Source organism: Sphingobium sp. TKS (assembly GCF_001563265.1).
Taxonomy (GTDB): Bacteria; Pseudomonadota; Alphaproteobacteria; order Sphingomonadales; family Sphingomonadaceae; genus Sphingobium.
Genome location: NZ_CP005083.1, coordinates 1,715,834 through 1,735,520, shown reverse-complemented (window position 1 = coordinate 1,735,520; position 19,687 = coordinate 1,715,834). Strand labels below are relative to the sequence as shown.

Sequence of the window (19,687 nt, the reverse complement as noted above, 5' to 3'; positions counted from 1 at the left end):
CTCAATCGTCCTGATGATAACGGCTGAGCTTGCGGATAAAGCCGATCAGCCCCGTCTGGCGGCTGCGCTTCATGCGCTCGGCATGCAGGATGGTCTGGACGCGCTGGAAACAATCCTCCGCATCGACATTGCAGAGGACATAATCATAGCCGTCCCAATGCGCGATCTCTCCGGCGGCGCGGGACATGCGGCCTTCGATCACTTCATTGCTGTCCGTCGCCCGGCCCCGTAGACGGCGCTCCAGCTCCTCCATCGAGGGAGGCAGAATGAATATGCGCACGACATCGCCCCCCGCAATCTGGTGAAGCTGCTGCGCGCCCTGCCAGTCGATGTCGAACAGCACGTCGCGCCCAGACTTCAGCATCGCCTCCACCGGCTCGCGGGGCGTGCCGTAGCGCTGGCCGAAGACATGCGCCCATTCCAGAAATTCATGATCGGCGGTCATCCGCCGGAATTCCTCCAGATCGACGAAATGATAATCCTTGCCCTCGACCTCCCCCGGTCGCATCGGCCGCGTCGTCGCGGACACCGACATCGCCAGATCCGGCTCAGCCGCAAGCAGCTTGCGCGCAATGGTGGATTTACCGGCGCCCGAAGGCGAGGAAAGAACGAACAGGACGCCGCGGCGCTTGAAATCGGGCGTCTCGATGGAGGTGCTGTCGGCCATGGCCGCTAGTGCCGCCATGAACGCCATTTGGCAAGAGGGACAATCCGCGCTTCAGCCTTTGCGGGCCTTGCGCGCCTCCTCGATCAATATCGGCTGCGCGCTTTTGTCCGGCAGGGTCTTGGCCTTGCGCTTACGGTCCGCTTCGCGCTTCGCTTCGTAGATCTTGCCCGCCATATAGGCGCCCGTCACGAACAGAGCGCCCGCCGGATAGCGCATGATGAGCCGCTTGGCGCCCATTCCCGCGAGCAGGCCGATCACGCCCTTCTTGCCGGTATCCGCCGCAACGCGGGCCGCGACGACCGTCGCTCCGACACGGGCCGCCTTTTTGAGCAAGCTATCCTTACGCGGCGGACGGACGGCGATCAGCGGCTGGTCGGGCGATTTTTTCCTCATGGGGTGTCAATGTACCGCAGCGCGGCAGGTTCCGCCATGTCGATCTGAATCAGACCATATTTTCCGGCCGGACCAGCCGGTCGAAGGTGGCTTCATCGACCAGTCCCAACGCCAAGCCCGCCTCCTTCAACGTCAGCCCTTCGGCATGGGCATGTTTGGCGATCTTCGCGGCATTGTCATAGCCGATCTCCGGCGCCAACGCCGTCACCAGCATCAGCGACCGATCAACCAGTTCGGCTATCCGCCTTTCATTCGCCTCCAGCCCTTCGACGCAGCGTTCGGCAAAGCTGTCCATGCCGACGCTCAACAAATGGATCGACCGCAGCACCGCCGCGCCGATCAGCGGCTTGAAGACATTAAGTTCCAGATGCCCCTGCAAGCCGCCGACCGTTACCGCCTGATGATTGCCAATGACCTGGGCGGCGACCATGGTCAGCATCTCGCACTGCGTCGGGTTGACCTTGCCCGGCATGATGGAACTGCCCGGCTCATTGGCGGGCAGGTCGAGTTCGCCAAGGCCCGAACGCGGACCGCTGCCCAGCAGGCGGATGTCATTGGCGATCTTGGTCAACGCCACCGCCAGCGTCGCCAAGGTCGAGGACAGATGCACCAGCGGATCATTGGAGGCGAGCGCTTCGAACTTGTTGTCCGCCGTCCGGAACGACAATCCGGTCAGCGTTGCGATCTCCCTTGCGACGGCGACATCGAAATCCTTGGGCGCATTAAGGCCCGTGCCGACCGCCGTGCCGCCCTGCGCCAGCGCCATCATGCCATACATGGTGGCCGGTTCGATCCGCTTGCGGCTCCGGTAGAGTTGATGCGCATAGCCGGAAAATTCCTGTCCCAGCGTCAGCGGCGTCGCATCCTGCAAATGGGTGCGGCCGATCTTGACGATGCCCGCCCACGCCTTCGCCTTGGCGTCGAGCGCGGCATGCAGCCGGTCCAGCGCGGGAAATAGATGCCCGGTCACCGCCCGCGCCGCCGCGATATGCAGTGCCGTCGGAAAGCTGTCATTGGACGACTGCCCCATATTCACATGGTCGTTGGGATGGACCGGACTCTTGCCGCCGCGCTTACCGGTCAGCGCCTCATTGGCGATGCCCGCGATCACCTCATTGACGTTCATGTTCGACTGGGTGCCGCTGCCGGTCTGCCAGATGACGAGAGGGAACTGGTCGTCGTGGCGGCCCGCAATCACTTCGGCAGCGGCCGCCTCGACCGCATCGGCCAGCCCCGAATCGAGGCCATGGCCGCGGTTCACCCGCGCCGCCGCCTGCTTCACGATCGCCAGGGCATGGACGATGCCAACGGGCATGCGTTCGTCCGGACCGAAAGGGAAATTTTCGATGCTGCGTTGGGTTTGCGCGCCCCAATAAGCGTCGGCAGGCACTTCGATGGCGCCAATGCTGTCGGTTTCGGTACGAGTCTCGCTCAAATCAGCCACTCCCTGAAATTGCTGGAGTGCCACCAATCTGGGGAAGCTCGCCCCCCTATTCCAGAGCTTATTTCTTCTTGCCGAAATCCACGGTGACGACATTGGAGCCGTCTTCCGTCATCACTTGGGGGGCGTCATTTTCCGCTTCTTCATGCGGTTCGGGCGCAATGTCGGCCTGCGCCTGGAATTGCAGGGCGAAATTCACCGCAGGATCGACGAAGGCCGTAATCGCGGCAAAGGGAATATACAGATGCGCGGCGACCTGATTGAAGGTCAGGCTGACCCCAAAGGCGTCATCGCTGACCTTGAGATCCCAGAATTTATTCTGGAGCACGACGGTCATCTCGTCGGGGAATCGCTCGACCAGGTGACGCGGGATATCGACTCCGGCCGCCTGAGTCTTAAAGGTGATATAGAAATGATGCGCGCCGGGAAGCCCACCTGAACGCTCGATTTCTCCCAGAACACGGCCGACCACAGCGCGCAGAGCCTCCTGCACGATTTCGTCATAGGGAATCAGGCTGTCGGGCAGGTCTTCACTCATGCGCCAATGTCCTAGCGGCGCGGCGGCGCGGGTCAAGAGCGCGCCATAGATTGCTGGGGCACATTGCAACGTGGGGCCACTTCGGTATAGGGCGCAGCCATGCGCACGGCCGACATTCACCGCAACACTGCGGAAACGCAGATCGACGTGACCGTCAACCTCGACGGCACCGGCATCTATACCGTTTCGACGGGCATTGGCTTTTTCGATCACATGATCGAGCAACTGTCCCGCCACTCGCTGATCGACATGGATGTGAAGACGGTCGGTGACCTGCATGTCGACCAGCACCACACCACAGAAGACACGGCGATCGCCATTGGCGAGGCGGTGGCCAAGGCGCTGGGCGACAAGCGCGGCATTTCCCGCTACGGCAGCGTCTATTCCCCGATGGACGAGACACTGACCCGCGTGTCGCTGGATATTTCCGGCCGCCCCTGGCTGGTGTTCAAGGCCCCCTTCACCGTGCAGCGCATCGGGGAATGGGATACGGAGATGGTCGAGCATTTCTTCCACAGCTTCGCCCAGGCTGCGGGGATTACGCTGCACATCGAAAATCTTTACGGCAGCAACAACCATCATATCGTCGAAAGCTGCTTCAAGGGGCTCGCCCGCGCGCTGCGGCAGGCGGTGGAGATCGACCCGCGCAAGGCCGACGCCATTCCGTCGACCAAGGGGATATTGTGACCGCGCTTGCCCTCATCGATTACGGCGCGGGTAACCTTCATTCGGTGCATAACGCCCTGCGCAAGGCGGGAGCGGACAATGCCGTCATCACCGCCGATGCCGAACTGGTGGCGAAGGCGGATCGGATCGTCCTGCCTGGTGTCGGCGCTTTTCGCGCCTGCCGCGATGCGCTGGTCGCCATCCCCGGCATGGTCGAGGCGATGAACGAGGCGGTGTTAGAGCGCGGCGTGCCCTTTCTGGGCGTGTGCGTGGGCATGCAATTGCTGGCCGACGCCGGGGAAGAATTCGGACGGCATGAGGGACTGGGCTGGATTCCCGGCACCGTGCGCCTGATCGAGCCTCATGATCCGGCGATCAAGGTGCCGCATATGGGCTGGAACGACGTGACCCTGCGCGGCAATCCGCCGCTGCTGGAAGCGGGCGAGGCCTATTTCCTGCACAGCTATCATTTCGACGTGGCGCAAGAGGATCATATCGCCGCCGTCACCGATCATGGCGGACCTCTGGTCGCCGCAGTTGCGCGGGATACGATCATCGGCTGCCAGTTTCACCCGGAAAAGAGCCAGAGCTACGGCCTTTCCTTCCTTTCCCGCTTTCTGGAATGGCGTCCATGAGCCTGATCGTTTTCCCTGCCATCGACCTAAAAGGCGGCCAGGTCGTCCGTCTGGCGGAGGGCGACATGAACCGCGCCACCGTCTATGGCGACAATCCGGCGGCGCAGGCGCTGCTCTTTGCCGAGGCGGGCGCGCAGCATCTGCATGTGGTCGATCTGGACGGCAGCTTCGCGGGCCATGCGGTCAATGCCGAAGCGGTTGAGGCCATTGTCGCGGCTTTCCCCGGCCATGTGCAACTGGGCGGCGGCATCCGCAACCGGGAGGCGGTGGAGCGCTGGTTCGATCTTGGCGTATCGCGCATCGTAATCGGCACGGCGGCGCTCAAGGATCCGGATTTCGTCAAGGCCGCGGCGCGGGACTTCCCTGGAGGAATCGTGGTGGCGGTCGATGCCCGCGACGGTTTCGTCGCGACCGATGGCTGGGCCGAGAAATCGGACATGCCGGTGGTCGACCTCGCCCGCCGGTTCGAGGATGCGGGCGTCGCCAGCCTGCTCTTCACTGATGTCGGCCGCGACGGGCTGCTCAAGGGCTGCAATATCGACGCGACCGTCGATCTGGCGCGGGCGACAGACATTCCGGTGATAGCAAGCGGCGGAGTCGCGGGGATCGCGGATATCCGGATACTCAGCCTGCATGCCGATGAAGGGATCGAAGGCGTGATCACGGGCCGTGCCCTCTATGACGGTCGGCTGGACCTGAAGGCAGCGCTGGCTGTGGCGCGGGCTGCGGCCTAGGAGAACAGCCATGACGGTCCGCACCCGCGTCATCCCCTGTCTGGACGTCGCCAATGGGCGCGTGGTCAAGGGCGTGAACTTCGTCGATCTGCGCGATGCAGGCGATCCGGTCGAGCAGGCCAAGATCTACGACGCGGCGGGCGCGGATGAGCTGTGCTTCCTCGACATCACCGCGACGCATGAGGCGCGCGGGACGATATTGGACGTGGTGCGGCGGACCGCTGAGGTCTGCTTCATGCCGGTGACGGTCGGCGGCGGCGTGCGCAGTCCGGAGGATGCGCGGGCGCTGCTGCTCGCAGGCGCGGACAAGGTGGCGGTGAACAGCGCGGCGGTCGTCCGGCCGGAGGTGGTGGCGGATATTGCCGACCGTTTCGGCAGCCAGTGCGTCGTCGGCTCGGTCGACGCCCGGCGCGTGGGCGAGAATCGTTGGAAAATCTTCACCCATGGCGGGCGCAAGCCCACGGGTATCGATGCGCTGGAGCATGCGGTTCGACTCGCCACGCTGGGCGCAGGCGAACTGTTGGTCACGTCGATGGACGGAGACGGCACCAAGGCGGGCTATGACCTGGCGTTGACCCGCGCCATCGCCGATGCGGTATCCATCCCGGTGATTGCCAGCGGCGGCGTCGGTACGCTGGAGCATCTGGTCGAAGGCGTGATCGAAGGCCACGCCAGTGCCGTGCTGGCGGCATCGATATTTCACTTCGGTCAACACAGTATTGCTGAAGCGCATCAGGCGCTCGCTGCCGCGGGCGTGCCGGTTCGGGCAGGCTGACCCTGTTTCTCGGCAAAACGTCGGTTGCGCTTACATTAACCAGTAGCGGCAGGGTATCGTTAACCATCACGGCCCTGCCCCGGCTCCAGCAGCTCGGGCGGCTCTTCGTCCGACGGCGCACCCACTCCTGTGCCGGAACCGGAACAGATGGCTCTGTTCGACCTTGGCGCTGCAGTGCTCGGCGCGCGAGTTTTCGCCGCGCGCCGCAAGCGGAAGTAAGTTTTCATTTGACGGGTCGCGTGCGCGGCGCTTGATGGCGCCATGCGCGCGACCCTATTCGATCTTGAACAGACCATCCGTCAGCGGCGGCAGGCCGATCCCAGCCAATCCTATGTGGCCAAGCTGACCGCCAGGGGGCGCGGCAAGATCGCCCAGAAGGTCGGTGAGGAAGCCGTCGAAACGGTGATCGCCGCCATGGCGTCCGACCGGGAGGGGGCGATCGGTGAAAGCGCGGACCTGCTGTTCCACCTACTGGTGCTGCTGGCCGATCTCGACATCAGTCTGGACGATGTGCTGGACGAGTTGGACCGGCGCGAAGGCGTGCCCGGCATCGCGGAAAAAGCTTCGCGCAAGGCCGATTGAGGTCTTTTCCGGAAAGATATTGCCGCATCGGCGTTTGTCCGTCAGCCTCTCAAGCCATCGAGAGGACAGGAGGGCATATGTTCAAAACCCTGTTGGGCGGCCTGATCGGCGGTGTGGCGATGTATCTGGTCGGCTTCATCTTCTGGGGGACGCCGCTGAGCGCCCTCGCCTTTCATCGCGCGGAATCCGGAGCCGGCAGCAATTTGCAGGCTGCCATGGCGCAGGCGCTGACGCCGTCGGGCACCGGCGTCTATGTGATCCCCGATCCGGCGACCGCCGAAGGCACGGTGCTTTATGGCAAGGGGCCGGTCGCGATGGTCTTCTACAACAGCAGTGGTTTTCCGGTGACGGACGCCGGCGCCTTGATCGGCGGCCTGATCCTGGCGCTGGTGGTCGGGGTACTGATCGCGCTGATGCTGCGCTTCATCAGTGGCGATCTGGGCGAAAGGGCCAGAGTGACGATATTGTTCGCGCTCACGGCCGTGCTGTGGCTGCATGTCGGGCAAGCCGTGTTCAACCATACGCCCTGGGGATATAGTCTTTATCTGGCCTTCAGCGATTTTGTCGCGTTAGTCGCAGCAGGACTGGTGGCGGCAAAGATCATGGAAGGCGGGCGCCCGACCGGCTTCGACCCCGTCGTGGATGAAACGGTGCACTAATCAGGATTGCGCACCGGCATCCCCTTCCGGAGCAACTTCTTCCGCCAGCCGGATCATGCAGTCGGCATGCCGCCGGGCGATCGTCATGCGATCCGCGCCATAGCCTCCCCCCATGGTGCTGGCGAGCGCTATGCCCCGGCTGCGCGCGGCGCGCATCACGGCGCGGTCGCGGCGGTCCAGACCTGCATCGCTGAGCGCAAGGCGACCCAGACGGTCGTCTGCATGGGGATCGACCCCCGCCTGATAGAGAATCAAGTCGGGCCGGAAATCGTCCAGCACAGGCGGCATCGCCTCCATCAGGGCATCCATATAGCCATCATCGCCCGTTCCATCGGGCAGGCCGATGTCGAGCGTCGAACGCGCCTTGCGCACAGGGAAATTGCGTTCCGCGTGGATCGAGAGGGTGAAGATATCCCCGCGCCCGCTCGTCAGCACGGCGGTGCCGTCGCCCTGATGCACGTCGAGATCCAGGATCAATATCCGCCGTGCATCCCCTTCCCCGATCAATCGATTGGCCGCAATGGCAAGGTCGTTGAACACGCAATAGCCCGCGCCGCTGTCAGCCAGCGCATGATGGCTGCCCCCCGCCGCGTTGGCGGCATAGCCATGACGCAGCGCCAGCCGGGCCGCTAGCCATGTGCCGCCGGGCGAGAGCATGGAGCGGTGCATCACCCGCTCCGTCACGGGAAAGCCGATGCGTCTTTCCTTTTCGGGCGGCAGGCTCAGCGTCGCGACCTGATCGACATAGGCGGGATCATGGACCGCCTCTATCCATTGGCGCGGCATGGGGGCGGGTTCATGCACGGTAAAGGGCGCCGCGGCCATGGTCAGCGCTTCCATCACCAGCCCATATTTGTCGAAGCGAAAGGAACTGCCCGCTGTTGCCGGAGAGACATAGGCTGGATGGTGAACGACGTGCAGCATCATCTTTTCCGCTATCTTCGAGTTTGAACGATGCGGGCTTTGCGCTATCTGGTCCAGCATGAACCGTCCCAAATTGATCCGTTTTTCCGTTTTTTGTCTGCTGGGTGCGGCCGCGGTGCCGTCCGTGGCGCAGCCTCCGGCGGTTGCGCCGATCCTGCCCGCGCCCCCATCCTCCCCCCCTGCTCCGCAGGTGATCCTGCCGCCGTCCATCGTGACGCCGCCTCCCCCTGTACCGCTGCCCCCCCTGTCCGCCACGCAGGAACGCTGGCTCAACGACTGGCTGAAGGGCGGCACGCAGCAAGGGCTGATGGCGCGCAGCAAGGCAACCAGCGACCTGACGGGCGATGCCCTGCTTTCGGCAGCATTGGACCGGGCCAGGGCGCTCAGCACGGGGCGCGTCGACACGGCGGACTTTCTGGCGATCTGGGCGTTGCGCCCTGCCCCGTTCGATCCGCGACCGGGCCTGGCCAAGGCGATCAGCGAGGATCGGTTGCCGCAATGGGCGCTCAATTTGACGCCGCCCTATGCGGGCTATGACGGGCTGCGCAAAGGTTTGGCCAATTATGAGCGGATTCGCGACGCGGGAGGTTGGCCTGCGCTGACGGCGCAATCCTCGCCCGTTACCGTGCGCGCCCGCATCGCCATAGAGGACAAGAGCGTCACGGCGAGCGAAAAGCTGACCGACGTGCTGCAACGGGCGCAGCGGCGCTATGGCCTCAACCCCACCGGCTTGCTGGATGCGCGGACGCTCAGGGAACTGAACGTGCCGGTCGACGACCGCATCGCCGCGATCATGGCGAATATGGAGCGCTGGCGCTGGATGCCGCGCCAATTGCCAGTGAACCGGGTGCAGGTAAACATCGCCGCCGCCGTGCTGACGGTGTTCGAGGGCGATCAGCCGGTGACGTCGATGCGCGCCGTGACGGGGGCGCCGGACAATGCGACGCCGATGCTGTCATCCAGCATCCATTCGATCGTGGTCAATCCGCCGTGGAACGTCCCCACCTCCATCGCCAAGCGCGAATTATGGCCCAAGGGGCGCGCGACGCTGATCCGTCAGGGCTACAAGATCGTCGGCACGCCGGAGACGGGCGAGCGGATCGTACAACCCGCCGGGCCCAACAGCGCGCTGGGACGGTTGAAGTTCGACTTCAACAATCCCTTTGCCGTCTATCTGCACGACACGCCGTCGCGGGCGAAATTTTCAAGCTATGACCGCCTGGCGAGCCATGGCTGCATTCGCCTGGAAAAGCCGGTGCCGCTGGCGGAATTGATGGTGGCGGGCAACCCCGACCTTGCCGGGCAGATCCAGTCGCTGATCGACACCGGCAAAACCCAGCGGGTTTCGCTGCCCAAGGAAGTGGCGGTGTATCTGCTTTACTGGACTGCTTTCGCCAGCAATAACGGCACGATGAGCTTCCGTTCCGATCCCTATGGCTGGGACAAGCTGCTTGCGGAAAAGATCGAAGCATCCAGCCGCCGTGTCGACCCGACCGCCGCGCCTGCGGCCTCCATCGCATCCAAGGACTGATTTCATGCGCAAATTCGCCCTCATCGCCCTTGCCGGCGCGCTCGCCCTCGCCGCCTGCGGGAAGAAGGAGGAAGAGGCGCCGGTGACCAACAATCTGGTCGAACCGCCGGTCGAGAATGTGATCGTTGAGGAGCCGGAGGCTCCTGCTCCCGAGCCGAGCAATAACGCCGCGCCCGCTCCTGCCCCCGCCCCGACCATTTCCGAACAGCAGCAAATCGAGGACGACGCCGCAGCCACCGGCATGACCGCGCGCCTGAATCGGGAAGGCGCGGACGAGGGCGCGAACGCCACCCAATAGGATCGGCGCGTCCCGCCCCGGAAACGAGGCGGCACGGCGGTTTTGCAGCAAAGAGTGGGACGGACGACGGTGGCAATCCGGCGTTCCCCTTGGACCGGCCCCGCTCCTTTGCTATATTGCGATTCATGGATCGTCGTAGTTTCACCAAGCTCGCTTTGAGCGGGCTGGCTTTTTCATTCCTTGCCGACAGTGCCGGGCGCGCTGCGTCGTTCGGTGAAACGCCGCCGCAGCCTGCTGCTCCGCCGGCACCGCGTCCGGTCTCAGCAGGGCCGCTTGCTACCCAGCCCTATGCGAAACTGCTGGAGCGCGCCAAGGCTGCACTCGACCAGCACGGCCATATGTTCACGCTGCGCGACCGGGTGGGATTGGCCGACTTCAACGCGCCCTCGCGGGAATTGCGTTTCCATGTGGTCGATCTGATCGGCGGACAGGCCAGTTCCTATCTGGTCGCCCATGGCCGCGGTTCCGACCCCGAACATTCAGGCTGGCTCCAGACATTTTCCAACGAGCCCAATTCGCTAGCGAGTTGTTCGGGCGCCTTCAAGACGGGCGAAATCTACGAAGGCCAGCATGGCCGGGCGATGCGCCTGGCGGGGCTGGACCCGCAGAACAACAATGCGGAAATGCGCGCCATCGTCGTGCATGGCGCGGATTATGTGAGCGAAGATCACATCGCGACCTGGGGCAAGATTGGCCGCAGCGAAGGGTGCTTCGCGCTGGCGCGTCATATGTTGCCGCAATTTATCGGGCTGATGGGTCCGGGCAGGCTGCTCTTTGCCGACAAGATCATCGGCGGGGTGGCTTGAGGCCTTTGCCGTAACCCGTCAGGCACGAGTCATCCCGCAAAACGCCACTGCCATGGCAAATTCCTCTTTCCGCCGTGCCGACCGGGCAGCGGCTTCGGCATCGTCGCCCCATTGCTCGACTTCCCACGCCTCGTCGATTTCGGAAGCGGTCCAGACCATATCGCCATCATAGCCGCCTTCCACGATCGCGAGCCCGCAAACCAGCGATCCGGACAGCGTCACCAATGTCGAGAGGCCCGCAAGGGTGAAGGGGTCGAAGACAGCCACCGCCCCGCCCAGCCGTTCCAGAGTCTCGGCGGGCTGTTCGACCGGGATGATGCCCTGCGTCACCCGGAAAGCAACGTCATAGCGGCCACGGGCCCAATCCAGCAGCGGATCCCAGGCCGCAGCTTCGCGGGCGTTCAGTTCGGCCGGCCCTTCCGCGCGGTAGCAGAGCAGATCACTCTCCCCATAGCGCGCAATATCCGCGGCGAAGCTTTCGCGATTGGGCGCGATCTGGTCGATGGCGCCATTGGCAAGGCCAGTGAAGGGCATGGAGCGCGGATCGATCATATCGCCCTGGGCGCGCCATTCGTCCGCGATCGCTTCGGCAAGGCGTACATTGGGCAGAGCCAAAGCGGCGCGGGCTGGCGTGCGGACCGGGCGGCCATCGAGCCGAAGCTCGAAACCGGTTTCACCCGGAACGACCGTGACGTCCTTGTAGAAGCGTTTCATGATTGCGGCGGTTTCCTGAACAATGCGAGCAGCAGGCGCGGCACGATCACGAACTGGAACAAGCCGACGACGACGAAGATCGCGCCCATCGCCTTGGCCTTGCTCCCCTGCACCCAATGGAAGCGTTGCATCAATATGAGGAAGCCGAACATCACCAGCAAAGCGCCCGACAGGCGGAACAGGCCGAGCGCGAAGAAGCGCTGGCGGGCGACCTTTTCAGGGTCGGCTGGCGGAAGTGGAGGCAGGTCGGTCATTTGATGTCGGAGGCGTGGATATGGCCATGCAATTCCGCGCTGTCCATCGCTACGCTATGCGCGCCCGCCGCGATCAGATCCTGCGGCGTGTGATAGCCCCAGCCGACGCCAAGGGCACGCGCGCCAGCGGTCAGAGCCATGTCGATGTCGAAGCTGGTGTCACCGATCATCACCGTGGTTTCGGGCGCGGCCCCCGCTTCGGCCATGGCGGCGAGCAGCATGGAGGGATGCGGCTTGGACGGATGGCGGTCGGCGGTCTGCAATGTCACGAAATGAGCGTGGATGCCGTGATGGGTGAGGCAAAGTTGGAGCCCCCTGTCCGATTTGCCGGTCGCGACACCCAACAGCCAGCCATCGGCATCCAGTTGGCGGATGAGTTCGGCTATGCCCGGATAAAGCGGCTCCGACACCGCATTTTCCCGGCGAAGCTGCTGGAAAGCAAGCTTGTAGCTTTCGGAGAGATAGTCATGATAATCAGCCTCCGCCTCCGGCAGCAGCCGCGCCATGGCAAGCGGCAGCGACAGGCCGACGACCGAGAGGATCGTCGCGCGATCCGGCGCGAGCAGCTTTTCCCCCTCGAATGCACGAATCATGGCCGTGCAGATGCTATGCTGACTGTCGACCAATGTGCCGTCGCAGTCGAATACGGCGAGCTTGTTCGTCATGACTTCTTGCGCGGTCCCCCGCCGGAGCCCCGCGCGCGCCTTTCGCCCTTGCGGCCCTTGCGGATCTGCTTGGCATGGGCTCGGGCCGCCTTCTTCTCATCCTCGCGGGTGGGAGCGCGCGCGATTTCCTCGTCCAGCGGCAGATCGCCGGCGGACAGGTCGAAACCCAGCGAGGCAAGGCTGGAGGCGAAATGATCGGGCAGTTCGGCGCGAACATCCACACGGCCGCCATCGGGATGATCGACGCGGATGCGGCGGGCGTGGAGGTGCATCTTGCGGCTGATCGCGCCGCTCAAAAAGGCCTCCTTGCCGCCATATTTGCCGTCACCCACGATCGGATGGCCGATTGCCGCCATATGGACGCGCAACTGGTGGGTACGGCCGGTATAGGGTTGCAGTTCGACCCAGGCGGCGCGATTGCCTGCGCGTTCGATCACGCGGTAGCGCGAACGGGAGGGAAGCCCCTCCTCCTGATCCACATGCATTTTCTCGCCGCCGGTGCCGGGCTGCTTGGCGATGGGCAGCTCGACCATGCCGTCCTCGATCGAGGGGACGCCCATGACGATGGCCCAATAGACCTTGCGCGCGGTGCGGCTGGAGAAGGCCTTGGCGAAAAAGGCGGCAGACCGGGCGGTGCGGGCAATGAGGAGCGCGCCCGACGTGTCCTTGTCGAGCCGATGGACCAGCTTGGGCCGTTGGTCGAGCTCATATTCCAGCGCATCGAGCAGGCCGTCGACATGATCTTCGGTCTTGGTGCCGCCCTGCGTCGCCAGGCCCGGCGGCTTGTTGATGACGATGGCTTGCGCGTCGCGGTGGATGACCAGTCCCTGGGCGAAGGCGACCTGATCGTCGCTCAGTTCCGGGCGGACGCGCTTGGGCTTGGCGGTTTCGACGGCCTTGGGCTCGGCGGGAGGCACGCGGATGCTCTGGCCTTCCGCAACCCGGTCGCCCGGCGCGGCGCGCGCTCCGTCCACGCGCAACTGGCCGGTGCGCGCCCAGCGCGACACGATATTGAAGCCGACATCGGGCAGATGCCGCTGGAACCAGCGGTCGAGCCGGATGCCGTCATCGTCAGCCCCCACGCGGAATTGCCGGACGTCGAGCGAAACACCCTTGGCCGGGGACGATTTGGCGGGCCGGACTGCTGGCTTTGCCGTGGCCGGCTTGGCAGCCGGTGGCTTCGGAGCGGATTTGGGCGCGTCGGGCTTGCGAGCGCGAGCGGCCTTGACGGCGCCTCGAGCGCGACCCTGGGGAACGGCGCCGGGCTTGCGAGGGCCGGATGATTTGCCGGGAGGACGACCTTTCATGCGACGCTCCTCATGACAGCGAGGCCACCGGCCAGCGCGCCGACCGCACCAATGACCGAAAAGGCGGCATAGGCCAGCGCCATGCCGAATTGGCCGCGTTCCATCATCAGTACGGTTTCCAGGCTGAACGAGGAGAAGGTGGTGAAACCGCCGAGCACGCCGACAGCGAGCAGCAAGCGGATCGGTTCGCCTGAGCCCGTGCTGAAGCGCGCCAGCCACCCGGCCAGCAGGCCCATGGCGAAACCGCCGATGATATTGGCCCCGAAGGTGCCCCATGGCCACAGCGCGCCGGGGGCCAGATGGCCCGAGAGACGTCCGAGCAGGTAGCGCAACGCCGATCCGACGGCACCGCCTGTCATGACGAGAAAGATATTGGTCATGCCGCCCGCCCTAGAGCATTTTTGCAAGGATTGGGAAGCGGTCATTGGTTTGGGAAATGACGGGCCGGCGGATGAGGTGGAGATCGGACCTCATTTCCGTCATCCCAGCGAAAGCTGGGATCTCAGGCGATGGCGCACGACCTAACCTCACGAGATGCCAGCTTTCGCTGGGATGACGATATTATCAACGTCCACTTCTGGCCGAAATACAGCCCCGGCGACCCCTAGCGGCCGTTATCCGCGAGCACGTCCACGCTGGTCTTGCCGCCGGGCGCTTCGGTGAACAGCAGTAGGAAGGCGCTGCCGTCATCCTTGCGCGATCCTCCCAGCACATGGTCGCCGCCCATCACCTTATGCTCGGCGTCGAAACCGGCGCGGCGAGCCTGGGTGTAATAAAAATCCATCACGCTCTGCCGTGGCACCAGCGTCACGAAAGTCGCGGCGCGCAGCGTGCATCCGTCCTTTTCCGCCCCTGCCGCTTCGACAAGTTGCGCGCCGGGATAGACGGTAAAGGGTTCGGGCAAGCGGCTGGCCCATTGGGCGCCATAGATCAGTCGCTCGCGGCAGAAGGCGTTCCCGCCGGGCTTTTTCTGTTCGCTGGCCACGGCGGCGAGCATGGACGCGGATTCCTTCGCCTCCTCCTGCACAGGCGCGGGTGTGGCGAGCAAGGTGCCGCCCGCCAGCTTCACCGAATCAGCCAGCGCCTTGCCAGCCGCTCCCGTCAACACCGGCAGCTTCGCAGCCCGCTGCGACTGACCTGCAAGCCTGGGGTCGACCATGATCTGACCGGCCAGCGCGTCGACCGCATTGTTGGTGAGTTGCGCGTCCAGCGCGTTCAGATCATCCTCCTTCTTGCCGCAACCCGCCAGCGGCATGGCGGCAAGTAGCGCAAGAACACAGAAAGATCGAACAGGCGCCATGGCTTCACTCCTTCGTAAACAAGGGATGAAGAGCAGAGGTTAATTTTCCGTTAGGGATTTTGGTGAATCCCGGAATTTTTCCTTTGTCCGGGCCAGTCTCCGCCAAGTGGCATCGCCATCCGGCTTGCCGCGAAGGAGCAGAAGCACCATTTGTGCGGCCATGCTTAACATCCTGTCAGCGCTGATCGGCCTTTTCACCCTGATCCTGATGATCCCGGCAGTGTTTCCGCTGCTGGGCGCGCTCAACTGGCTGCTCGTGCCGGTCGCGCTGTTCGGCGCATTTGTCGGCATGCTCTCGGCCAAGAATGGCGGACGCAATTTCTGTCTGATCGTGGCGGCATTCGGAGCGCTGCGGCTGTTCCTGGGCGGAGGCATCCTCTGAGTCCCCTGCCCACATCCGAACAGGTGATCCGTCGGGGTTTGCTCGCCGCAGTTGCCGCCTATGGCGCATGGGGTCTGCTGCCGATCTTTTTCCGGCTGCTGCATCATGTGAACCCGGTGGAGATCGTCGGCCAGCGCATCCTCTGGTCGCTGCTGTTGGTCATGGCGCTCCTGCTGGCACGGCAGAGCCTTCCCGGGCTGTCGACCATATTACGGGATCGCCGGCTCATGCTGCCGCTCGCGGGATCGGCCCTGATGATCGGCATGAACTGGCTGATCTATGTCTGGGCGGTGAATGCAGGCCATGTGATCGCCACCAGCCTCGGTTATTTCCTCAATCCACTGGTGAATGTCGGACTTGGCGTGCTGCTGCTCCATGAAAAACTGCGGCGGGGACAAATGGCGGCGATCGGGATCGCGGCGGTCGGCGTCGCCATCATGGCGGCGACCGCGCTGACCACGCTTTGGATCAGCGTCACGCTGGCGCTGACCTTCGCTTTCTACGGGCTGATCCGCAAGCTGACTCCTGTAGCGCCGATGATGGGCCTGGGCGTGGAGACGCTGCTGCTGACGCCGCCTGCCATCGGCTATCTGTTCTGGCTGTCGGCGCATGGCGGAGTCAGTTTCGGACAGGACATGATGACGACCATCTTGCTGATCATTGCCGGCGCAGTGACGACGGTGCCGCTGGTGCTGTTCGCGACCGCCGCCCAGCGTCTGTCGATGACGACGCTCGGCCTGCTGCAATATCTGGCGCCGACGCTGCAATTTCTGTGCGGCACCCTGCTTTTCGGGGAAAAGCTGACGGCTGGGCAGATGGCAAGCTTTGCACTGATCTGGCTGAGCCTGATCCTGTTCGCGACGGACAGCCTGACCGCTGCCCGCCGCAATCGGCTGGCAACCGTTTAGGCGAACTCGGTCGCCTCGAAACGGACAGCCTCGCCCACCGCTTGGTTGGCGAGCGTGTCTTCCCACATGACGCGATGGCCGCGGATGATGGTGCCGACAGCCTTGCCGGTCAGGTCCATCCCCTCGAAGGGCGACCAGTTGCAGCGCGAGGCCAGCCAGTCGCTGCCGACGGTCCAACGCTTCTTCAGGTCGACCACGGTGAAATCGGCGTCATAGCCAAGCGCGATGCGCCCCTTTCCGACCAGGCCAAAGACGCGCTGCGGGCCCGAAGAGGTCAGTTCGATGAACCGGCGAAGCGACAGGCGCCCCTCCGCGACATGGTTGAGCAGCAGCGGCACCAGCGTCTGGACGCCGGGCATGCCGCTGGGCGATGCGGGATAGGCCTTCGCCTTTTCCTCGATCGTATGGGGGGCGTGATCGCTGCCCAGGACATCGGGCACGCCTTGGTTCAGCCAGTGCCAAAGGCCGTCGCGATGCGCCCCGGACCGGATCGGCGGGTTCATCTGCGCATAGGTGCCCAGGCGCGGATAGGCATCCTCCGCCGCCAGGGTGAGATGCTGTGGCGTGACCTCGCAGGTCGCGATATCCTTGTGCTGGGCGATATATTCCAGCTCGGCGGGGGTAGTCACATGCAATATGTGGATGCGGCGGCGGGCCTTGCGGGCCAGGTCGATGATGCGCTTCGTCGCGATCATGGCGCTTTCATCGTCGCGCCAGACGGGGTGGGAGGACGGGTCGCCCTCCACGCGCAAGTCCTTGCGGGCGTTCATGCGCGCTTCGTCTTCCGCATGAATGGCGACGCGGCGGGTGCCGCTCGCAAGGACGCGTGACAGGGCATCGTCATCATCCACCAGCAGGCTGCCGGTCGAGGCGCCCATGAAGATCTTGACGCCCGACGTGCCGGGAATGCGCTCCAGTTCCTTCAACTGCTCGGCATTGTCGGCGGTGGCGCCGACATAGAAGGCATGGTCGCACCACATGCGGTGATGGGCGCGCTTCAGCTTGTCGTGCACGCGGTCGGCGGTGTCGGTGTTGGGGTTGGTGTTCGGCATCTCGAACACGGCGGTGATGCCGCCCAGCACCGCGGCGCGGCTGCCCGATTCCAGATCTTCCTTATGCTCCAGCCCCGGTTCGCGGAAATGGACCTGGCTGTCGATGCAGCCGGGCAGCACGTCGAGTCCGGCGCAATCGATCACCTCTCCCGCCCCGCCCAGCGATGTGCCGATGGCGACGATTCTGCCGCCGCATACGCCCACATCCGCGCTTTCCGCGCCGCCGGGGGTGTGGACGGTGCCGTTCTTGAGAAGGAGGTCGAAAGTCATGTCGGTGTCGCCTGCTTAGGGTGGGCTTGGATATGATTGCCGAGTGTCCTACCTAAAGCCGATGACCGGCACCACCCTAACCGACCGCGCGCTCCTCAGAATTTCGGGCGAGGAAGCGAAAATCTTTCTGCAAGGCCTGCTGACGCGAGATGTGCCGGGGCTGAAGGAGGGCGAACCGCGCTGGACCGCGCTGCTGACGCCGCAGGGCAAGGCGCTGTTCGACTTCATCCTTTGGGCTGATGGGGATGATGTCTTGATCGATTGTGAAGCCGCGCAGGTCGATGCGCTGGCCAAGCGCCTGACACTCTATCGGCTGCGGCGCAAGGTCGTGATCGCGCGAGAGGAGGCTCTGGCCGTGCACTGGGCGCTGGCGGCACAGGATAAGCCCTTCGATCCACGCCTACCCCAACTCGGACATCGCTGGATCGCGCCGCCGGATGAGGGCGACGCTTCGGCGGCATTCCGGGCGCACCGGCTGTCGCTGGGCGTGTTCGAAGGGGCCGGCGAACTGGGGCAGGACCAGATTTTATGGCTCGAAACCAATGCCGCGGAACTGGGCGGCGTCGATTATGACAAGGGCTGCTATGTCGGGCAGGAAAACACCGCCCGCATGCATTATCGCAACAAGGTGAACCGGCGCCTGGTGGCTGTGCCGATCGCTGAAGCCGATGAGAAGCGCCAGAAAGCAGCGCTGCCCGACCTTGGCCTGTCGATCGAATTGCGGCGGGTGGAGGATATCGATCCCGCCGCCTTGCCCGGCTGGCTCTCCGGCGCGATGGCGGAGCAGGCCGCCGAATGAGGCGCGCCCTTGTTGCGCTGCTGGGCGCATGGTTGCTGATCGCTCCGGCGCAGGCGGAGACGCGGTGGAAACTCGTCCGAAGCTATCCGCATGATCCGGCTGCATTTACCGAGGGGCTCTTCTACCATGACGGCGCGCTGTACGAGAGCACCGGGCTGGAGGGCGAATCCGAGATCCGCAAGGTCGATCTCAAGAACGGCAAGCTACTGGACCGCCGAACCATCCCCCGCCCCTATTTTGGCGAGGGGATCGTCAACTGGAAGGATCGGCTGATCAGCCTGACCTGGCGGCATAGGCAAGGTTTCGTCTGGAAGCTGAATGATTTTTCGCCGGTTTCCCAGTTTCGCTATGAAGGCGAAGGCTGGGGGCTGACGCAGGATGGGCGCAGCCTCATCATGAGCGACGGAACCGCGCAGTTGCGGTTCCTGAACCCCGATAAGCTGACTGTGGAGCGGCGGATCACGGTGACGTGGAACGGTCGCCCGGTCGATCGGCTCAACGAACTGGAATATGTGAAAGGCGAGATCTGGGCCAATATCTGGTACGACACCCATATTGCGCGGATCGATCCACGCACAGGAGCTGTCATCGACTGGCTGGACATCGCGCCGCTTCTGAAAGCCAGCGGCGCGAAAGACAGCGAGGCAGTGGCGAACGGCATCGCCTATGACGCAAAAGCCGATCGCCTGTTCGTGACGGGGAAGAATTGGGCCAAGCTGTTCGAGATAAAGGTTGTGAAGTGAGGATGCCGGGTGGCGTTTTGGTCACTCTCGGCTCCGGCTGAAAGCGGGAAATCATGGTGGTCGTAGGCTCCAACTCACGACAACCACCACCCTAAAGCCCCAGGCGGCTCCAGAATTCATCCGGCTTCACCGGCGCGGCGCTTTCGGGCACGCGTTCCACGCGGTTCCACGACGAATGGGGGATATGGATTTGTGGGCTGGCGGCCACGCGGCGCGACCGGCGGGTACGAGATGCATTCTGGGTCATCGTCTTCTCCTGTTGAGGAGGAACACGAAACCTTGCGTGGTCGCTTCAGTACCGTGCGCTTTAGCCGTTGGTGACGCGGAGCAAGCTGACATCCTTCAAAAGCCGCGGAGCATTCATGCTCAAGCCTATATCTACTCATTTATAGAGAGAGGGAAGATAGCTTTGCTTAAGGCATCAGGACGACAAGTTTCACGGCATGGCGGACATTATGTTCGCCTTGAACGGACGGGAAGCGCAAACCTTGCAAGGAAGAGGGGGTGCGATGCGTCCGTCAGAACGCTACATTGTAGATAAACCAGCCCACAATCAGCAAGCTCGTCACCACGCATATACGGTCACCGAAAATGTCGATACGCGACATCGCTCTCATCCTTCCTCAATCGAGCGATCTTCGTCG

At 63.9% G+C, this 19,687-nt stretch carries 26 protein-coding genes and 1 pseudogene; 14 read left to right on the top strand and 13 right to left on the bottom strand.

From position 1 onward, the window contains the following. Position 1 precedes the first annotated feature (1 nt). The 4 genes from gmk to K426_RS08730 all read right to left on the bottom strand — a co-directional run bounded on the left by gmk (position 2) and on the right by K426_RS08730 (position 3,039). Positions 2 to 667, bottom strand: coding sequence for a guanylate kinase (gene gmk, locus K426_RS08745; protein ID WP_066561562.1), 666 nt, complete (start codon positions 665 to 667; stop codon positions 2 to 4). Between the two features lie 51 nt (positions 668 to 718). Beyond that, complete coding sequence (locus K426_RS08740; protein WP_066556010.1) at positions 719 to 1,060, bottom strand: hypothetical protein; 342 nt, start codon at positions 1,058 to 1,060, stop codon at positions 719 to 721. A gap of 49 nt (positions 1,061 to 1,109) precedes the next feature. After that, the gene (gene fumC / locus K426_RS08735) at positions 1,110 to 2,495 is read right to left on the bottom strand and encodes a class II fumarate hydratase (RefSeq protein WP_066556008.1); all 1,386 of its coding nucleotides are present in this window, start codon (positions 2,493 to 2,495) and stop codon (positions 1,110 to 1,112) included. 67 nt (positions 2,496 to 2,562) lie between these two features. Further along, on the bottom strand, positions 2,563 to 3,039 hold the full coding sequence (locus K426_RS08730) for an SspB family protein (protein ID WP_066556007.1): 477 nt from the start codon (positions 3,037 to 3,039) through the stop codon (positions 2,563 to 2,565). Between the two features lie 99 nt (positions 3,040 to 3,138). On the opposite strand from K426_RS08730, the gene hisB reads away from it, so the two are divergent. The 7 genes and pseudogenes from hisB (at position 3,139) to K426_RS08700 (ending at position 7,090) form a co-directional block, all read left to right on the top strand. Continuing rightward, on the top strand, positions 3,139 to 3,726 hold the full coding sequence (gene hisB / locus K426_RS08725) for an imidazoleglycerol-phosphate dehydratase HisB (protein WP_066556006.1): 588 nt from the start codon (positions 3,139 to 3,141) through the stop codon (positions 3,724 to 3,726). Next, on the top strand, positions 3,723 to 4,340 hold the full coding sequence (hisH, locus tag K426_RS08720; RefSeq protein ID WP_066556003.1) for an imidazole glycerol phosphate synthase subunit HisH: 618 nt from the start codon (positions 3,723 to 3,725) through the stop codon (positions 4,338 to 4,340). Before hisB ends, hisH begins: the two co-directional genes overlap by 4 nt. Beyond that, entirely contained in the window at positions 4,337 to 5,074 is a 738-nt protein-coding gene (hisA, locus tag K426_RS08715; RefSeq protein WP_066556001.1) for a 1-(5-phosphoribosyl)-5-[(5-phosphoribosylamino)methylideneamino]imidazole-4-carboxamide isomerase, read from the top strand. The genes hisH and hisA overlap by 4 nt, the downstream gene beginning before the upstream one ends. A gap of 10 nt (positions 5,075 to 5,084) precedes the next feature. Continuing rightward, a complete protein-coding gene (gene hisF, locus K426_RS08710; protein WP_066555999.1) occupies positions 5,085 to 5,849 on the top strand; it encodes an imidazole glycerol phosphate synthase subunit HisF in 765 nt (254 codons plus the stop codon). Between the two features lie 69 nt (positions 5,850 to 5,918). Beyond that, positions 5,919 to 6,068: pseudogene (locus K426_RS32490) on the top strand (PEP-CTERM sorting domain-containing protein); the annotation flags it as partial. A gap of 42 nt (positions 6,069 to 6,110) precedes the next feature. Continuing rightward, the gene (locus tag K426_RS08705) at positions 6,111 to 6,431 is read left to right on the top strand and encodes a phosphoribosyl-ATP diphosphatase (protein ID WP_066555996.1); all 321 of its coding nucleotides are present in this window, start codon (positions 6,111 to 6,113) and stop codon (positions 6,429 to 6,431) included. Positions 6,432 to 6,508: 77 nt separating this feature from the next. Next, positions 6,509 to 7,090, top strand: coding sequence for a hypothetical protein (locus K426_RS08700; protein ID WP_066555995.1), 582 nt, complete (start codon positions 6,509 to 6,511; stop codon positions 7,088 to 7,090). Here K426_RS08700 and K426_RS08695 read toward each other — a convergent pair whose 3' ends face one another. Then, on the bottom strand, positions 7,091 to 8,014 hold the full coding sequence (locus tag K426_RS08695; protein ID WP_066561560.1) for a histone deacetylase family protein: 924 nt from the start codon (positions 8,012 to 8,014) through the stop codon (positions 7,091 to 7,093). 58 nt (positions 8,015 to 8,072) lie between these two features. On the opposite strand from K426_RS08695, the gene K426_RS08690 reads away from it, so the two are divergent. The 3 genes from K426_RS08690 to K426_RS08680 all read left to right on the top strand — a co-directional run bounded on the left by K426_RS08690 (position 8,073) and on the right by K426_RS08680 (position 10,649). Then, a complete protein-coding gene (locus K426_RS08690; RefSeq protein ID WP_066555993.1) occupies positions 8,073 to 9,545 on the top strand; it encodes a L,D-transpeptidase family protein in 1,473 nt (490 codons plus the stop codon). Positions 9,546 to 9,549: 4 nt separating this feature from the next. After that, positions 9,550 to 9,843, top strand: coding sequence for a hypothetical protein (locus K426_RS08685; RefSeq protein ID WP_066555991.1), 294 nt, complete (start codon positions 9,550 to 9,552; stop codon positions 9,841 to 9,843). 125 nt (positions 9,844 to 9,968) lie between these two features. Continuing rightward, positions 9,969 to 10,649: a murein L,D-transpeptidase catalytic domain family protein gene (locus tag K426_RS08680; RefSeq protein ID WP_066555989.1), complete on the top strand. Its 681-nt coding sequence runs from the start codon at positions 9,969 to 9,971 to the stop codon at positions 10,647 to 10,649. Positions 10,650 to 10,667: 18 nt separating this feature from the next. On the opposite strand, the gene K426_RS08675 is transcribed toward K426_RS08680, so the two are convergent. The 6 genes from K426_RS08675 to K426_RS08650 all read right to left on the bottom strand — a co-directional run bounded on the left by K426_RS08675 (position 10,668) and on the right by K426_RS08650 (position 14,889). Beyond that, a complete protein-coding gene (locus K426_RS08675) occupies positions 10,668 to 11,363 on the bottom strand; it encodes an ATP12 family chaperone protein (protein ID WP_066555988.1) in 696 nt (231 codons plus the stop codon). Then, positions 11,360 to 11,617: a hypothetical protein gene (locus K426_RS08670; RefSeq protein WP_066555985.1), complete on the bottom strand. Its 258-nt coding sequence runs from the start codon at positions 11,615 to 11,617 to the stop codon at positions 11,360 to 11,362. Before K426_RS08670 ends, K426_RS08675 begins: the two co-directional genes overlap by 4 nt. Further along, the gene (locus K426_RS08665) at positions 11,614 to 12,282 is read right to left on the bottom strand and encodes an HAD-IA family hydrolase (RefSeq protein ID WP_066555984.1); all 669 of its coding nucleotides are present in this window, start codon (positions 12,280 to 12,282) and stop codon (positions 11,614 to 11,616) included. Before K426_RS08665 ends, K426_RS08670 begins: the two co-directional genes overlap by 4 nt. After that, positions 12,279 to 13,589 carry an RluA family pseudouridine synthase gene (locus K426_RS08660; protein ID WP_066555982.1) on the bottom strand — a complete coding sequence of 437 codons (1,311 nt, stop codon included), beginning with the start codon at positions 13,587 to 13,589 and terminating at the stop codon, positions 12,279 to 12,281. Before K426_RS08660 ends, K426_RS08665 begins: the two co-directional genes overlap by 4 nt. After that, a complete protein-coding gene (gene crcB / locus K426_RS08655) occupies positions 13,586 to 13,969 on the bottom strand; it encodes a fluoride efflux transporter CrcB (protein ID WP_066555980.1) in 384 nt (127 codons plus the stop codon). The genes K426_RS08660 and crcB overlap by 4 nt, the downstream gene beginning before the upstream one ends. A 224-nt stretch (positions 13,970 to 14,193) precedes the next feature. After that, complete coding sequence (locus K426_RS08650) at positions 14,194 to 14,889, bottom strand: hypothetical protein (RefSeq protein ID WP_066555979.1); 696 nt, start codon at positions 14,887 to 14,889, stop codon at positions 14,194 to 14,196. A 160-nt stretch (positions 14,890 to 15,049) separates the two neighbouring features. On the opposite strand from K426_RS08650, the gene K426_RS08645 reads away from it, so the two are divergent. Together K426_RS08645 and rarD are read left to right on the top strand one after the other, a co-directional pair. Next, positions 15,050 to 15,271, top strand: coding sequence for a hypothetical protein (locus K426_RS08645; protein WP_066555978.1), 222 nt, complete (start codon positions 15,050 to 15,052; stop codon positions 15,269 to 15,271). A 38-nt stretch (positions 15,272 to 15,309) separates the two neighbouring features. After that, positions 15,310 to 16,179, top strand: coding sequence for an EamA family transporter RarD (gene rarD / locus K426_RS08640; RefSeq protein WP_066561558.1), 870 nt, complete (start codon positions 15,310 to 15,312; stop codon positions 16,177 to 16,179). On the opposite strand, the gene K426_RS08635 is transcribed toward rarD, so the two are convergent. Next, positions 16,176 to 17,501 carry a dihydroorotase gene (locus K426_RS08635; RefSeq protein WP_066555976.1) on the bottom strand — a complete coding sequence of 442 codons (1,326 nt, stop codon included), beginning with the start codon at positions 17,499 to 17,501 and terminating at the stop codon, positions 16,176 to 16,178. The genes rarD and K426_RS08635 overlap by 4 nt on opposite strands. Positions 17,502 to 17,562: 61 nt before the next feature. Here K426_RS08635 and ygfZ point away from each other — a divergent pair, with 61 nt between their 5' ends. Next, entirely contained in the window at positions 17,563 to 18,300 is a 738-nt protein-coding gene (ygfZ, locus tag K426_RS08630) for a CAF17-like 4Fe-4S cluster assembly/insertion protein YgfZ (protein WP_066555975.1), read from the top strand. A 32-nt stretch (positions 18,301 to 18,332) separates the two neighbouring features. Next, positions 18,333 to 19,043, top strand: a complete 711-nt coding sequence (locus K426_RS08625; RefSeq protein WP_443018223.1) for a glutaminyl-peptide cyclotransferase — start codon at positions 18,333 to 18,335, stop codon at positions 19,041 to 19,043. 91 nt (positions 19,044 to 19,134) lie between these two features. Here the strand turns inward: K426_RS08625 and K426_RS32105 are convergent, their stop codons facing one another. Next, complete coding sequence (locus K426_RS32105) at positions 19,135 to 19,290, bottom strand: hypothetical protein (protein ID WP_169576141.1); 156 nt, start codon at positions 19,288 to 19,290, stop codon at positions 19,135 to 19,137. Between the last annotated feature and the right edge of the window lie 397 nt (positions 19,291 to 19,687).

Excerpts from the sequence above, each read along its gene's own strand:
- gmk (WP_066561562.1), bottom strand. The coding sequence starts at position 667 with ATGGCCGACAGCACCTCCATCGAGACGCCCGATTTCAAGCGCCGCGGC.
- K426_RS08740 (WP_066556010.1), bottom strand. The coding sequence starts at position 1,060 with ATGAGGAAAAAATCGCCCGACCAGCCGCTGATCGCCGTCCGTCCGCCG.
- K426_RS08730 (WP_066556007.1), bottom strand. The coding sequence starts at position 3,039 with ATGAGTGAAGACCTGCCCGACAGCCTGATTCCCTATGACGAAATCGTG.
- hisB (WP_066556006.1), top strand. The coding sequence starts at position 3,139 with ATGCGCACGGCCGACATTCACCGCAACACTGCGGAAACGCAGATCGAC.
- hisA (WP_066556001.1), top strand. The coding sequence starts at position 4,337 with ATGAGCCTGATCGTTTTCCCTGCCATCGACCTAAAAGGCGGCCAGGTC.
- hisF (WP_066555999.1), top strand. The coding sequence starts at position 5,085 with ATGACGGTCCGCACCCGCGTCATCCCCTGTCTGGACGTCGCCAATGGG.
- K426_RS08705 (WP_066555996.1), top strand. The coding sequence starts at position 6,111 with ATGCGCGCGACCCTATTCGATCTTGAACAGACCATCCGTCAGCGGCGG.
- K426_RS08700 (WP_066555995.1), top strand. The coding sequence starts at position 6,509 with ATGTTCAAAACCCTGTTGGGCGGCCTGATCGGCGGTGTGGCGATGTAT.
- K426_RS08695 (WP_066561560.1), bottom strand. The coding sequence starts at position 8,014 with ATGCTGCACGTCGTTCACCATCCAGCCTATGTCTCTCCGGCAACAGCG.
- K426_RS08690 (WP_066555993.1), top strand. The coding sequence starts at position 8,073 with ATGAACCGTCCCAAATTGATCCGTTTTTCCGTTTTTTGTCTGCTGGGT.
- K426_RS08685 (WP_066555991.1), top strand. The coding sequence starts at position 9,550 with ATGCGCAAATTCGCCCTCATCGCCCTTGCCGGCGCGCTCGCCCTCGCC.
- K426_RS08680 (WP_066555989.1), top strand. The coding sequence starts at position 9,969 with ATGGATCGTCGTAGTTTCACCAAGCTCGCTTTGAGCGGGCTGGCTTTT.
- K426_RS08675 (WP_066555988.1), bottom strand. The coding sequence starts at position 11,363 with ATGAAACGCTTCTACAAGGACGTCACGGTCGTTCCGGGTGAAACCGGT.
- K426_RS08670 (WP_066555985.1), bottom strand. The coding sequence starts at position 11,617 with ATGACCGACCTGCCTCCACTTCCGCCAGCCGACCCTGAAAAGGTCGCC.
- K426_RS08665 (WP_066555984.1), bottom strand. The coding sequence starts at position 12,282 with ATGACGAACAAGCTCGCCGTATTCGACTGCGACGGCACATTGGTCGAC.
- K426_RS08660 (WP_066555982.1), bottom strand. The coding sequence starts at position 13,589 with ATGAAAGGTCGTCCTCCCGGCAAATCATCCGGCCCTCGCAAGCCCGGC.
- crcB (WP_066555980.1), bottom strand. The coding sequence starts at position 13,969 with ATGACCAATATCTTTCTCGTCATGACAGGCGGTGCCGTCGGATCGGCG.
- K426_RS08650 (WP_066555979.1), bottom strand. The coding sequence starts at position 14,889 with ATGGCGCCTGTTCGATCTTTCTGTGTTCTTGCGCTACTTGCCGCCATG.
- K426_RS08645 (WP_066555978.1), top strand. The coding sequence starts at position 15,050 with ATGCTTAACATCCTGTCAGCGCTGATCGGCCTTTTCACCCTGATCCTG.
- K426_RS08635 (WP_066555976.1), bottom strand. The coding sequence starts at position 17,501 with ATGACTTTCGACCTCCTTCTCAAGAACGGCACCGTCCACACCCCCGGC.
- ygfZ (WP_066555975.1), top strand. The coding sequence starts at position 17,563 with ATGACCGGCACCACCCTAACCGACCGCGCGCTCCTCAGAATTTCGGGC.
- K426_RS32105 (WP_169576141.1), bottom strand. The coding sequence starts at position 19,290 with ATGACCCAGAATGCATCTCGTACCCGCCGGTCGCGCCGCGTGGCCGCC.